We start from the raw sequence: 14385 nt of genomic DNA, 5'->3' as shown, positions 1-14385 counted from the left end.
CCAATTTTGTTACTTTTATCGATATGAAAACACCGTTGCTAAACATCCAAAATCTTGAAATTTCTTTTAAGATAGAAAAAGAATTTCTTCCGATAATCAAGCGGATAAATTATACGCTGGAATCGAACGAAATACTTGGAATTGTAGGTGAATCTGGCTCTGGCAAATCCGTTTCTTCTTTGGCAATTGTGGGTTTGCTGCCTCAAAATATTTCAAAAGTTTCAGATGGAGAAATTGTATTCGAAGGAAAAAATATTGCCACTTTATCTAAAAAAGAACTTCAAAATTTAAGAGGAAAACAAATTTCGATGATTTTTCAAGAGCCGATGAGTTCTTTGAATCCTTCCTTGAAATGTGGTTTTCAAGTGGCCGAGATTTTAGAACAGCATACAAAGCTTTCTAAAAAAGAGATCAAGCAAGAAGTTTTACAGCTGTTTTCAAGAGTAAAACTTCCTGATCCAGAAAAGATTTATGAAAGTTATCCGCACCAAATTTCAGGCGGACAAAAACAGCGCGTGATGATTGCGATGGCAATTGCTTGCAAGCCAAAAGTTTTAATTGCTGACGAGCCAACTACGGCTTTGGATGTAACCGTTCAAAATGAAATCATCCAGCTCTTGAAAGATATCCAGCAAGAAACCGGAATGAGCATCATTTTTATTTCACACGATTTGGCGCTGGTTTCTGAAATTGCCAACCGCGTGTTGGTGATGTACCAGGGCGAAATTGTGGAACAAGGCAGTGCGGTGGATGTTTTTCACAACCCACAGCATATTTACACACAAGCTTTAATTAGTTCGAGGCCTTCATTAGCGGTGCGATTGAAAAGGCTTCCGACGATAAAAGATTATTTGGAGAATTCAGTAAATTCAGAAATTATAACTTCGGAAGAAAGGAAAAAAGCGCAAGAAAAACTATACAGGCAAGATCCGATTTTAGAAGTAAGAAACGTAGAAAAAGAATATTTTTCAACCGCGGGATTGTTCGGGAAAAAAACCGGATTTAAAGCGGTGAACGATGTCAGTTTTAAAATTTATGAAGGTGAAACTTTAGGCTTGGTGGGAGAATCAGGCTGTGGAAAATCGACTTTGGGAAATACCATTTTACAATTAGACAAAGCAACTTCGGGACAAATTTTTTACCGAGGTGTTGATATTACAAAGCTTCCGTCAGAAGAAATTCGAAGTCTTCGAAAAGAAATACAGATTATTTTTCAGGATCCTTATTCCTCCTTGAATCCGAGAATTCCTGTCGGAAAAGCAATTATGGAACCGATGAAAGTACATAATTTGTATAAAAATGATGCTGAAAGAAAGCAAAAAACCCTCGAAATTTTAGATAGAGTAGGATTAGGAGCCCCATTTTTTAACCGTTATCCGCACGAATTTTCGGGAGGGCAAAGGCAAAGAATCGGGATTGCGAGAACGATTGCTTTGCAACCCAAATTGATTGTTTGTGACGAATCGGTTTCCGCTTTAGATATTTCGGTTCAAGCACAGGTATTGAATTTATTGAACGAATTAAAAGAGAATTTCGGGTTTACTTATATTTTTATTTCGCACGATCTGGCTGTTGTAAAATACATGTCTGATCAGGTTTTGGTCATGAACAAAGGAAAAATTGAAGAATTGGCAGATGCCGATGTTTTATATGAAAATCCGCAGAAAGAATACACTAAAAAATTAATTGAAGCCATTCCGAAAGGGAATTAAAAAATAATAATTATGACATTTACCGATACATTTTCTGAGTTTTATGAACATTTTAAAACGAGTCTTTCTGATGGAACTTTTGCCAAGCTTACTTTTGCAAAAACGATTGGTAATTCAGAATTAAAAAATATTTTTATCCGCCCCGTTTTAGATAAAAACGAGTTGAAATTTGAACTTAAGTTTAGATTCCAGCAAGAAGAAATAATGGAAACACATACCGTCAATAGTGCTTTTGACCGATTGCTTCCTTTTATTAACAATCCTTTCTTATCGGCAATTTTGTTTACGACAGAATTTGATTTGACTTATAAATTAAACAAGAAAAGGGCGGTGAGCATAACAGACCAGCCTCCAACTTTTGGCAATGCGAATGAAGTTTTGCTGGCTTATCTGGGCAAATAAAATAGATGTAGATTATAATAAAAAAGCCACAAGTTTTAAAATTTGTGGCTTTTTTATTTATGCAGAAAATTTAATCAATGATCATTTCAGGAATCTCTCCCTCGATGATCAAATTTCCTTCTGTTGCTTTCTGAATTTCTTCTACTGAAACGCCTGGAGCTCTTTCTAAAAGTTTAAAACCTTCAGGAACAATTTCTAAAACTGCCAATTCGGTAACCACTTTTTTCACACATCCAACGCCCGTCAATGGCAACGAACATCTTTTTAAAAGTTTTGACTCTCCGGCTTTGTTGACGTGCATCATTGCCACGATGATGTTTTCGGCAGATGCCACTAAATCCATGGCGCCACCCATTCCTTTTACCATTTTTCCTGGAATTTTCCAGTTGGCAATGTCTCCGTTTTCGGCAACTTCCATCGCACCAAGAATGGTCAAATCTACTTTTTGGCTACGGATCATTCCGAAACTGAAAGCAGAATCAAAAAAACTCGCGCCCGTAAGCGTGGTGATGGTTTGTTTACCGGCATTAATTACATCGGCATCTTCTTCGCCTTCAAAGGGAAACGGGCCCATGCCGAGAACGCCATTTTCACTTTGAAATTCCACTGAAATATCTTCACGAACATAATTGGCAACCAATGTCGGAATCCCGATTCCTAGATTAACGAAATATTGGTCTTTAACTTCTTTTGCTATTCTTTTTGCAATTTGATTTTTATCTAAAGCCATCGTTAGTCTCTTTTTCTAGTTGTTCTTTGTTCTATTCTTTTCTCAAATTTTTCTCCTTGGAAGATTCGCTGCACCATAATTCCGGGAATGTGAATTTGATTTGGGTCTAAGCTTCCCGCAGGAACCAGTTCTTCTACTTCGGCAACAGTAATATTCGCTGCGCCAGCCATACATGAATTAAAATTTCTTGCCGTTCCTTTGAAGATTAAATTCCCGGCTTCATCGCCTTTCCAAGCTTTTACGATTGCAAAATCAGCTTTGTACGCTTCTTCCATAATGTGCATCTTGCCATTGAATTCTCGTGCTTCTTTTCCTTCGGCCACTTCAGTTCCAAAACCAGCAGGAGTAAAAAAGGCTGGAATTCCGGCTTGGGCCGCGCGGCATTTTTCAGCTAGAGTTCCTTGAGGCGTCAATTCAACATCTAATTCTCCGGAAAGCATCTGGCGCTCAAATTCAGCGTTTTCACCTACATATGAAGAGATCATTTTTTTGATTTGGCGTTTTTGAAGCAATAATCCCAATCCGAAATCATCAACTCCGGCATTGTTAGAAATGCAAGTCAAATCAGTAACTTCTAATTTCACCAATTCGGCAATGCTGTTTTCAGGAATGCCACAAAGTCCGAAACCGCCGAGCATAATGGTTTGCCCGTCTTGGATATCTTTCAGTGCATCACTCACCGATGCGACTTTTTTATTAATCATATAAAGAATGTTTGTTTTGGAGGATAAATATATAAAAAAACGCCTTAAGAAAGGCGTTTTATAGATAATTTAGAAATCAAATTCATCTGTGTTTTGTTCTTCTATATCCACATCAGTGGAATCTTTTTTGACCGGCGGTGACCAGCAATCTACTTTTATAGAGAGATTTTTTGGGCGTTCAAAGGCTTCTTTTGATACGTTAAGTTCTTTATCTGCGTAGCATTTTTTCATATACAATCCCCAAACAGGTAAAGCCATAACAGCTCCCTGGCCATAAGTGATGCTCTTAAAATGCGCAGAACGGTCTTCGTTTCCAACCCACACTCCAGTGGCTAAATTTGGAACCATTCCCACGAACCAACCGTCAGATTGATTTTGAGTTGTTCCGGTTTTACCCGCGATTGGATTTCTTAAAACGTATGGATATCCGGTCATCATTTCATAACCATATCCGCCACCGTCAGTTCTCAAACGACCTCCAGAACCAAATTCAGTAACGCCTTCTAGAAGTTTAATCACCGCATAAGCGATATCTTGATTTAAAACATCGTGAGAAACAGGTGTCGATTCATAAAGGACGACTCCGTTTTTATCTTCAATTCGCGTAATAACTTGCGGTTTTACATACACCCCTTTGTTGGCAAAAGTACTGTAAGCGGCAACCATATCTTGTACTGTAATTTCTACAGCTCCCAAAGCAATCGACGGTTGCGAAGGAATTTTAGAATTAACTCCTAATTTTTTTACCAAATCAATTACAGCATCCGGACCTACTTTATCAATCAATTTAGCCGAAACGGTGTTGATTGAATTTGCCAGCGCTGATTTTAAAGTAACCATTCCTTTATAAGTACCGTTTGAATTTCTTGGTGTCCAAGTTTCGGTAACATTGTGTCTGCCTTTTGGAATGGTGTAAGGCGCATCAATAATCGAGTCGCAAGGAGAATAACCTTGCTGTTCAATGGCAGCGGCATAGACAAAAGGCTTGAATGTAGAACCCACTTGTCTTGCTCCTTGGCCTACGTGATCGTACTGAAAATGTTTGTAATTAATTCCTCCAACCCAGGCTTTCACGTGACCTGTTTGCGGTTCCATTGACATTAAGCCTGTTCGCAAGAAATGTTTGTAATATCTGATTGAATCGTTTGGCGTCATTATGGTATCTTTTTCACCTTTCCAAGTAAAGACCGTCATGTCTGTTTTTACATCAAATGATTTTTTGATCTCACCTTCACTTTTTCCTTGAGCGCTCATTTGTCTCCATCTTTCAGACGATTTTCTGGCGCGTTCCATCAAGGAGTTGGTTTCTGCGTCAGACAATTTGATGAAAGGGGCATTTTTATTTGATTTGGCTTGTTTGAAAAATTCTTTTTGAAGATTTGCCATGTGTGCGCTAACAGCTTCTTCAGCGTATCGTTGCATTCTGGAATCAATCGTAGTATAAATTTTTAAACCGTCTCTATAAATATCATAATCGCCACCATCTTTTTTAGGATTTTCTTTTACCCAAGTTTTCATGAAATCACGAAGATATTCCCTGAAATAAGTAGCAATTCCTTCGTTATGGCTTTCTGGATGATAATCTAAAACCAATGGTTTTTTTGCAAGCGATTCTTTTGCAGCAGGTTCTAATTTGTCATTTTTCACCATTTGGCTCAAGACCGTATTTCTTCGGTCAAAAACCAATTGTTTTCTTTTTTCCCTTAAAGGATTAAAAAAAGATGGATTTTTTAACATTCCGACTAAAACAGCACCCTCTTCAATTTTCAAATCGCGAGGTTCTTTACCGAAATAAACTCTTGAAGCAGTACGAATTCCCACAGCATTATTGACAAAATCGGCTTTATTAAAATACATTGCAATGATTTCCTGCTTTGTATATTGTCTTTCTAAACGCGTAGCAATAATCCATTCTTTTGCTTTTTGAACCACGGCAATGATCGGATTTCTTGAACGTTCTCCGTGAAATAAAAGTTTGGCAAGCTGTTGCGTAATTGTACTTGCTCCGCCACTGCTTCCCAATCCGGCGATGGCTCTTAAAGTTCCTCTGGTATCAATTCCAGAATGCTCATAAAAACGTTCGTCTTCTGTTGAAATCAAGGCATCAACCAAGTGTTTTGGAAGATCAGAATACTTGATTGCAGTTCTATTTTCGTTATAAAATTTGCCGAGTGTTTCTCCATCCGAAGAAATAATTTCGGTTGCCAGATTTGATTCTGGATTTTCAAGTTCTTCAAACGAAGGCATGGAGCCAAAAAGTCCCCAAGAAGCAAACAAAAAGAACAAGAAGCCACAACCGATTCCGATTAAAAATAGTTTCCAGAATTGTCTGTTATAATAAGCCAAGTCTTTGCCTTGGCCGTTATTTTTTTTAGTTGCCATAACTTTAATCTAATTTTTCTACTCTAAAACCAATTTCGGTAATTCCTTTTAAATCTGGAACGCCATCTACTTTTCCGGTTTGGCGAACCGCTTGTTGGATTCCAATTTTATAATCCCCAATTTTGTCAAACTTGAATTTTTCCTTGAAATACAATTTGCTTTCTTTTAAATCCGAAAAACCATCGCCAAGCAAACTTCCGTCTGGATTTGCCATTTGATATTCAACGGTATCCACTTTTGTCATTCCGCCCGGAGCTTCAGTCATCACAATCAAAAAGATATTATTAAAAGGATACTCATTGTTAGAACGCAAGTTGAGGTACAAATCGTATGCCTTTGTGGTATCTTGATTGTTATAAATAAAAGAGGCAATGCTGTCTTTTGGCCAAGTGGTCCCGAAGGATTTGTATTGGTCAAAAACTCTTTTTTTATCGCAGGAAACCAAAAGCACTACGGCAAAAATAAATAGGAGGCTATTTTTCAGGCTCATTTTTTTTGACTGGAATTATTTTGTTATCTGGTTTAGTTTCGGTTTTATTCTCTGGTGCTGGCTTTTGAGGCCTGTTTTTATTGTTGTTTTTGTTTGGATTCGGCTTTTGATTTGGATTCGGGTTTGCCTTTTGATTTGGATTTGCCGGTTTTTGAGCCTGATTCGGGTTCGACTGCTTTTGATTCGGGTTTATTGCCGGTTTTTGATTTGGATTTTGTGCTGGCTTTTGATTCAAATTTTGTTTTTGATTCGGGTTGGCATTTGGCACAATTTTTTGAACTGGCTTGGGTCCTTGACTTCTATTTTCTGGCGTATTTTTTTGAATTGCCGGACCTTTTGAAGTTGTAGCTTCACCTTCTGGCTTGCGCTTTTTGGCAGGTCTTTTCTTTTTCTTTGGCTGGTCAAAACGTGTCAAGCTCTCTTGTCCCATCGCATTGTTGAAGTCCTTTTCAGGTTCTGCAACTTCATCAAGAGCATAATCTTCTAATGAGGAAACTTTTATTTTTTGCTTATTTTCAGCAATGATTTCGTTTACCTGGTCGATTTTTAAAACGTGCCAATTTGCAAAATTATTGGTGTAAGCAAACCACATCAATCCTTTGAAAATATCTTGTTTTTGACAAATGGCGTCACCTTTTTCAGTAACTAATTTGGTGTCAAAATCTGGAAAACTTTTTAAGGCATCCATGTAAGTGTCTAATTCATAGTTCAAACAGCATTTCAGTTTACCGCATTGTCCCGCCAATTTCTGCGGATTCAATGAAAGTTGCTGGTAACGTGCCGCAGAAGTATTCACGCTTCTAAAATCAGTCAGCCAAGTAGAGCAGCAAAGTTCTCTTCCGCAAGAACCGATACCGCCCAAACGAGCCGCTTCTTGACGGAAACCTACTTGTTTCATCTCAATTCTGGTACTGAATTCTTTGGCGAAATCCTTGATCAGCATACGAAAATCAACACGGTCGTTGGCGGTGTAATAAAACGTCGCTTTTGAACCGTCACCTTGAAACTCGATATCAGAAATTTTCATTTCTAATTTTTGGGCAATTGCCAATTCACGGGCGCGGACCTTCATCGGCTCTTCTTTTGCGCGTGCGTCTGACCAAATATCAATATCTTTTTGTGAAGCTTTTCTGTAAATTTTACCAATTTCATTGCTGGTATGATTTACGCCTTTTTTCTTCATCTGAATTTTTACCAATTCGCCGGTAAGCGTAATGATACCAACGTCATGACCAGGAGAGGCTTCTGTTGCCACAATATCTCCCATGCTCAAGGTTAGTTTCTCCGTATTTCGGTAAAATTCTTTTCTTCCGTTTTTGAATCGTATCTCGACACAGTCAAATGGAGCTTCGCCGTTTGGCATGCTCATGTTTGAAAGCCAGTCGAATACCGTCAGTTTGTTGCAGCTGTCCGTGCCACAATTTCCTTTATTTCCACATCCTTTTGGTGCGCCACCATCAGATGTTGAACAACTTGTACAGGCCATAATTTTATATAGATGTTGCGCGAACACAACTTAAAATTCTTAAAAAGTTTTGAGCGTAAAGATAGTGATTTTTAAATTTATACTGCAAAGTTGAAAAGTTGTTGATTTTCAATGCATTATGTTTTAAAAACAAAAAACCTATCTCATAAAATATGAAATAGGTTTAACGTAAATAATGTAGAAATATTTTTAATCCAAAATCTTATAGATTTTATCGGAGAGACGAATCCGGAACGGAAGACTCATAGTCATTTTATCGCCTGTTTTGGCAACAGTTCCCACTTGTCCATTGACGAACATTGCGGTGATTTGCATTTCTTGATTACCTGTTGTTGGTCCGGAAATTAGGATTTTGTCGCCAATTGAAAGTTCGATATTTTCAATTAAAAACTGTCCAACTTCAGATTTTGGGAAATAATGTGTTGCACTTCCGGCCAAAACTTTTTTGATTTTGATCTTTTGACGAATGTCTTTCGGTTTTTGAATTACAGCTGTATCTTCAGGAGCAGTCGCTAAAGCTACATCAGACAATTCTCCCGAATTTTTGAATTTTAAATTATCAGATTTTCCTTTTCTGAAAATCATATTCCCATTTTTCACGCCACGGCGTAATTTTACTTGATCTGCCAATGACATGTGGATGATTTCTTGGCATTCTGTGGAACAGCAATTTTCCATAGCCGATTTGCACTCATCGCATTGGATAAATAGCAAATGACAGCCTTCGTTTTCGCAATTGGTGTGATTGTCGCACGGTTTGCCACATTGATGGCATTGTGATAAAATGTCGTTTGTGATTCTTTCGCCCAAACGGTGGTCGAAAACGAAATTTTTCCCCAAGAATTTACTTTCGATATTTTCTTCCTTGATTTGCTTGGCATAATTGATGATCCCGCCTTCAAGCTGATACACGTTTTTAAAACCTTGGTGCTTGAAATAAGCCGAAGCTTTTTCACAGCGAATTCCTCCGGTGCAATACATCACCAGGTTTTTATCTTCTTTGAACTCTTTTAACTGTTCGTTAATAATTGGTAGCGATTCGCGAAAAGTTTCTACGTCAGGCGTGATGGCGCCTTTAAAGTGGCCAATTTCACTTTCATAGTGATTTCTGAAATCAACTACAATCGTGTTTGGGTCGTCTAAAATCTGGTTGAATTCTTTGGCTTTTAAATGAACTCCGATATTGGTCACGTCAAAAGTTTCGTCGTTCAAGCCGTCGGCAACGATTTTGTCTCTGACTTTGACTGTCAATTTTAAAAAAGAGTGGTCGTCATGTTCCACGGCAACATTCAAGCGAATGTCTTTCATGAAATCATAAGCTTCTAAAGTGTCTCGAAAAGCTTCGAAGTTTTCTGCCGGAACCGACATTTGCGCGTTGATTCCTTCTTTGGCGACATACGTTCGGCCAAGGGCATCAAGCTGATTCCAGGCTACAAATAAGTCGTCGCGAAATTGTTTTGGATCTTCAATTTTGGCATACGCATAGAAAGACAAAGTTAATCTTTGTTTGCCGGCTTGGTCAATCAATTCGGCTCTTTCTTCTGCGCTTAAGGTGTTGTACAGTTGCATGCTATAAACGTTTTTAAGTGAGAAATGAATTCTAATTGGAAGAATTCGGGTGCAAATATACGGCTATTTTAGAAATTTGAAAAATGATAAATATCAGTGTTTTATTGAAACTTATTTAAACGCGGATTTTGCAGATTGGCGTGGGTTTTTAAGACAAAGGTTGGCAAACGGAAGTTTAAAAGGTGCCTTAAAGTTGGGGAAATAGCCCTGATGCTGACTTTGTTTGAGCTCTTACAGCTGTGCCAAACAGATGTAAAGCGAGTGGCCGCAGCAGGAATTTCATTTAAAGGAATGCGTTTTGTTTGGCTTCAAAAAAAAAAACCGCAGCTTCACAGAGTAATTTGAATCTGCGAAGCTGCGGTAATTTTCTTTAAAAAATAATCTTAGCAGAATTCTGCGTAAGCGTCTTTTAAGTTTTCAGCGATCAATTCAGCCGGGCGGCCTTCAATGTGGTGGCGCTCCAGCATGTGCACCAATTCTCCGTCCTTGAAAAGCGCAATGCTTGGCGATGATGGAGGAAAAGGGAACATGAAGCCACGGGCAGCATCTACTGCTTCTTTGTCAACACCAGCGAAAACCGTTACCAAATGGTCAGGTTTTTTTTCACCGTCAAGGCTTGTTTTTGCTCCCGGACGTGCATTTCTTGCCGCGCATCCGCAAACTGAATTAACGACTACTAAAGTTGTTCCTGATTTTGCTATAGCATTTTCAACCGCTCCTGCGCTATATAATTCTTCAAAACCGGCGTCTGATAATTCAGCACGCATTGGTTTTACCATTTCTTCTGGATACATATTTTTTTGTTTTTTGTTAAAGTTTAAGGCTCTATTTTGTGCAAAGTTACAAAGAATTTGCAGTTGATTTTTTAAATTAACATTGGTTTACAAATATCAAAACACATTTTTTTTCTATTTGTAAAGTCGGTCAAATAACGCTTTCAAAAATATTCCTTTTGGGCATTTCAAAATTACTTGAATGTCTTCGTAAAAACTGGTTTCTTCATCTAAAAATTTGAAAATCAGACTTGGATTTCCTTTTTTGAACATCGCCGAAAATATGGAACTTCCGACCTGATTTTTTTGGGCTAAAATATCCAATAGTAATAAATCATAAAACCAGAATTTAGTTCTTTTGTGGAATTTTCTAAAATCATTTTCTTGGCCTAAAAAAGAAACCAAAGCTTTTGATTTTTTAGAAGCACTTTTAAAAGTATAACCGGTACTTGCTTTGGTCCAACCGCCGGCAGAACCTATGTTCAGTATGTTTTTAGAATTTTTATTCCAAAATTGATAGCTCGTCATTGGGATGTTTCCAGTTTCTTTTTCGAGTATTTCGTAGTTTTTTATGCCTAATTTTTTAATATAATCTTTAATTGCTTCTTCATATTCTTCTTCAGAAAGCAAGTCTTTTGAAAACAAAGTGTATTCAATCAAGGCTTCATTTTCTGAAAAAGGCAAGACATACATAAATCGGGTGTTTCCTTTTTGGGCAACAGAAAAATCCATAAATGTGGCTTTTTCTGGAAAGAAAACAGCTTCAGAACTTTTGATTTTCCAACCGATAAAATGCTGTTGCAATAACGGATATTTGTCTTGTTCTAAAATTTCTTTCGGATTAAAAATACTGTTGAAAAGCTTGTGGCAACTGAATTCTTCTGTTTCTGTCTTGACAAAAACGCGGTTATCTTCTTCTTGGAACGAGACTATTTTTTGGTTGAAAAATTCAATATTTTTTTCAGCAGAAATAATTTCGAAGACAAATTTATAAAAATCCAAACCTTGGATCATTTTGTACTGATAGGGTTTTAGGTCTAAATCTCGCGTGTATTTTTCATTGGAAAAAACGGCAACATCCCACTTTTTATGGACTAAATTTTCATACCTCCCGTTTGGCTTTTCCCAGAAACACCACGTTCTGTCATTGGTTTTTTTTAAATCAGCATCAAGAAGCAGGATTTTTTTGTCCGAAAAATTTTTTGAAAGCACCATTTCATAAACCGTCATTAAGGCAGACAATCCGGTTCCGGCAAAAATGTAATCGTAATTTCTCATAGCCCAAAAATAGTTTTCTTTTTTCAAATCATTTGAAATTTAAGGAAATTTAAGGGTTTGTTTGATTTGTTTTTTGGAGAATCTGTAACAAATCTTTTGCATTTACAAACGATTCTATTTGCATTAAAATGGAATAATCAGAATTTAAAATGGTTAGTGTTGGATAGATTTGATTTGACAGTTCTTCTGCTAATTCATGAACGCCAGAATTTGTTCCTTTTGGCTTGAATTTGAAAGTATATTTGTTGAAATTAATGTCTATTTTAGTTTCAGCATTGAAGGAAATGAAATAGAAATTTCGATTCAATTCTTTTAAGATTTCTTGATTTTTGAAAGTTGTGTTTTCCATCATTTTGCAGATTTTGCACCAATCGGTATGAATGAAAATCACAAAAGGTTTTGGATTTTCTATCGATAATATTTCTGCTTCTTCAAAAGTAAACGTGTTTAATTGTGCAAAGTTTTGATTTGTAATTAGCAAGAAAAAAAGAAATAGAAATTTTTTCATAACACAGATTTTATTTCAAAGTATATCGAACACCAAAAAAACTTCGAATTCCTTGATTCGGGCCGTAAACATAACTCGGATCAAATGTCAAACCATACGGATTTTCAGGTGTTGCAAGCACATTTCCGCTTGGACCGTATTGTACATTTTCATCAAACGGATCATTGGCACGTGCTATTATAAACGGATTTCCTTTATTAGGCGTCCAATTCAAAAGGTTTTTGATTCCCATATAAATTTCGATATTTTTCAATTTGTTGTATGTAAATTGAATGTTCTGGATGCTCCATGTTGGTGAATATTCTTTTCTAGGATCATTTTCTCCAAGCAACGGCAATCGCATCGGTCCATACACATTTCCAGTGTAATCAATATCGATAAACCATTTCGGAATTCGGTAAGAAATGGCCCAAGTTCCTGAGAATTTTTCGGTCAAAATCTGTCTCGTTTTGATATCGTTTTCCGTTTTGGAAACATCCATATATGTTACGCCTAAAATCATTTTCAATCCGTTTTGAAAAACCACATCTACGTTGGCGCTGATTCCTGTCGTTACTGCAAATCCGTCTAAATTTTTGTAAATAATTTTATTGGGATCGGTATCATAATCTGGTATAATCGAGTTCGTGAAATACGTGTACCAAGCCGAAGTTTCAATGCCGATATAGGTTCCGTTTTCAGTATAAATCTTCTTCAGATAATTCAAATTTGCATTATATGATTGTTCAGGTTTTAATTCTTCTTGCACAATAACCTCGCGAGAACCCGTCAATGCCGCGTGTTCTTCGGTAAAAAGATTGACGACCCTAAAACCAGTTCCGGCATTAAAACGAATGATGTCATTGTCAGTCGCTTTAAATTTATAGGCAAATCGAGGCGTAAAAATCGAACCGTGATCAGCGTTGTAATCGTATCTTGCGCCAAGCAAAACGCTGTGTTTTTCATTAAATTTAATTTCATCTTGCGCAAAAACACTCGGAATCCAAGTCTTGTCTGAAATTTCAGTTGCCGGCGTATTATTGTTGTAATATTGATAACGAACGGCGGTCCCGAAAAGCAAATCGTGGTTGCTTAATTTTTTGTCCCAAGTCAATTGCCCAAAGCCAATTTTTTGTTGCGCCAAATAAGGAATATTACCATACACTGAGTTTTGATCGTGATTGGTAATTGAAAATGAAAACAGCATTTTTTCTTCAATCGGAAGTTCATAAGCGCCTAATAATTCATATCTTTTGGTGTAAATGTTTTCGCCATACACTTCACTGCCACCTCGGTATTTTTTCTCCCACTGCATTTCGCCACCCCAGCGATCTTCATAAAAATAGCGTCCGGCGAGTGAAAATAATTTGTTGCTTTTTCGGGCAAAATTCCACTTTTGAAAAACAGAAATTCGGTGTTGCAACGTGACATCCGTGAAATTATCATTGTTGTTATCCGTAGGATTATTGAAATTGAAATAGTTTACACCTACTAAGACCGAAGATTTTTCTCCGATATTTGCTTTGAAACCCAAATCTAAATTGGCTTCTCCCCAAGAATTGCTAAATCCGTCAACCGAAAATCGGGGTGCACTCGAAGGATTTTTGGTGATAATATTGATCAAACCGCCTACAGCCTCGCTTCCGTACAATGACGAAGCCGGACCTTTGACAATTTCGATTCTTTCTAACAATGAATTCGGAATTCCTGACAAGCCATAAACCGTTGACAAACCGCTTACAATAGGCATTCCGTCAATTAAAACCAACGTATACGGACCTTCCAAACCGTTAATGTGAATGTCGCCCGTGTTGCAAATATTGCAATTCAATTGCGGTCGAACGCCGTTCACGTTTTGCAACGCTTCAAAAATATTTGCCGTTGGATTTTTCTTGAAAAAAGTTGGTTTGTAAACTTCCACAGGAACCGGACTTTCCAATCGACTGACCGGTTTTAGCGTTCCAGAAACCACAACTACGTCTAAAGAATTGTTGTCATTTTCCAGTTCAAAATCTATATCTAAATCTTCTGATTGAATCGAAATATTTTTTCGAAGCGTTTTATTTCCGAAGTAAGAAACTTGAATTTTATAATTTCCGGCAGGAATATTTTCGATTTTATACTTCCCTAATTCATCTGAAGAAGCCGTATAATTCGTTCCAATAATTTTAATATCGGCATTTGCCAAAACAACTCCATCAGAAGAAATAACTCCAGAAATAGATTTTTTTTCTTGAGCATCAATAACTTGTGTGATTAAAAAACAGATTATTAAAAAAATATTTTTCATAATAGCAAAACTAAATTTTAGACAAATCTAAAAATAAATTTTTAATGAAAAAAATTTATATATTTGTATATCTAAATTTTAG

General features: G+C 37.0%; 12 protein-coding genes. 2 read left to right on the top strand and 10 right to left on the bottom strand.

Annotated features, from left to right (window positions below):
- Positions 1 to 23 precede the first annotated feature (23 nt).
- Together EG849_RS00945 and EG849_RS00940 are read left to right on the top strand one after the other, a co-directional pair.
- A complete protein-coding gene (locus tag EG849_RS00945) occupies positions 24 to 1712 on the top strand; it encodes an ABC transporter ATP-binding protein (RefSeq protein ID WP_125011209.1) in 1689 nt (562 codons plus the stop codon).
- Between the two features lie 12 nt (positions 1713 to 1724).
- Positions 1725 to 2114 carry a hypothetical protein gene (locus EG849_RS00940; protein ID WP_125011208.1) on the top strand — a complete coding sequence of 130 codons (390 nt, stop codon included), beginning with the start codon at positions 1725 to 1727 and terminating at the stop codon, positions 2112 to 2114.
- Between the two features lie 70 nt (positions 2115 to 2184).
- On the opposite strand, the gene EG849_RS00935 is transcribed toward EG849_RS00940, so the two are convergent.
- The 10 genes from EG849_RS00935 to EG849_RS00890 form a co-directional block, all read right to left on the bottom strand.
- Positions 2185 to 2844: a 3-oxoacid CoA-transferase subunit B gene (locus tag EG849_RS00935; protein WP_125011207.1), complete on the bottom strand. Its 660-nt coding sequence runs from the start codon at positions 2842 to 2844 to the stop codon at positions 2185 to 2187.
- Positions 2845 to 2846: 2 nt separating this feature from the next.
- Positions 2847 to 3548 (bottom strand): CoA transferase subunit A, encoded by a 702-nt coding sequence (locus EG849_RS00930; RefSeq protein WP_125011206.1) that lies wholly within the window; start codon positions 3546 to 3548, stop codon positions 2847 to 2849.
- 69 nt (positions 3549 to 3617) lie between these two features.
- Positions 3618 to 5930, bottom strand: coding sequence for a penicillin-binding protein 1A (locus EG849_RS00925; RefSeq protein WP_125011205.1), 2313 nt, complete (start codon positions 5928 to 5930; stop codon positions 3618 to 3620).
- Between the two features lie 4 nt (positions 5931 to 5934).
- Complete coding sequence (locus EG849_RS00920) at positions 5935 to 6420, bottom strand: gliding motility lipoprotein GldH (protein ID WP_125011204.1); 486 nt, start codon at positions 6418 to 6420, stop codon at positions 5935 to 5937.
- Positions 6404 to 7906, bottom strand: coding sequence for a regulatory iron-sulfur-containing complex subunit RicT (gene ricT, locus EG849_RS00915; RefSeq protein ID WP_125011203.1), 1503 nt, complete (start codon positions 7904 to 7906; stop codon positions 6404 to 6406). The genes EG849_RS00920 and ricT overlap by 17 nt, the downstream gene beginning before the upstream one ends.
- A gap of 189 nt (positions 7907 to 8095) precedes the next feature.
- The gene (gene trhO / locus EG849_RS00910) at positions 8096 to 9475 is read right to left on the bottom strand and encodes an oxygen-dependent tRNA uridine(34) hydroxylase TrhO (RefSeq protein WP_125011202.1); all 1380 of its coding nucleotides are present in this window, start codon (positions 9473 to 9475) and stop codon (positions 8096 to 8098) included.
- Positions 9476 to 9858: 383 nt separating this feature from the next.
- Positions 9859 to 10269 carry a BrxA/BrxB family bacilliredoxin gene (locus EG849_RS00905; protein WP_125011201.1) on the bottom strand — a complete coding sequence of 137 codons (411 nt, stop codon included), beginning with the start codon at positions 10267 to 10269 and terminating at the stop codon, positions 9859 to 9861.
- A gap of 114 nt (positions 10270 to 10383) precedes the next feature.
- On the bottom strand, positions 10384 to 11526 hold the full coding sequence (locus EG849_RS00900) for a lycopene cyclase family protein (RefSeq protein WP_125011200.1): 1143 nt from the start codon (positions 11524 to 11526) through the stop codon (positions 10384 to 10386).
- Between the two features lie 49 nt (positions 11527 to 11575).
- The gene (locus EG849_RS00895; protein ID WP_125011199.1) at positions 11576 to 12034 is read right to left on the bottom strand and encodes a thioredoxin family protein; all 459 of its coding nucleotides are present in this window, start codon (positions 12032 to 12034) and stop codon (positions 11576 to 11578) included.
- A gap of 10 nt (positions 12035 to 12044) precedes the next feature.
- Entirely contained in the window at positions 12045 to 14303 is a 2259-nt protein-coding gene (locus tag EG849_RS00890) for a TonB-dependent receptor (protein WP_125011198.1), read from the bottom strand.
- Positions 14304 to 14385 lie beyond the last annotated feature (82 nt).

This window comes from Flavobacterium macacae, assembly GCF_003865365.1.
GTDB lineage: Bacteria > Bacteroidota > Bacteroidia > Flavobacteriales > Flavobacteriaceae > Flavobacterium > Flavobacterium macacae.
Note: the sequence above shows the minus strand (reverse complement) of the source record. Positions and strands in the feature narration are given on the sequence as shown.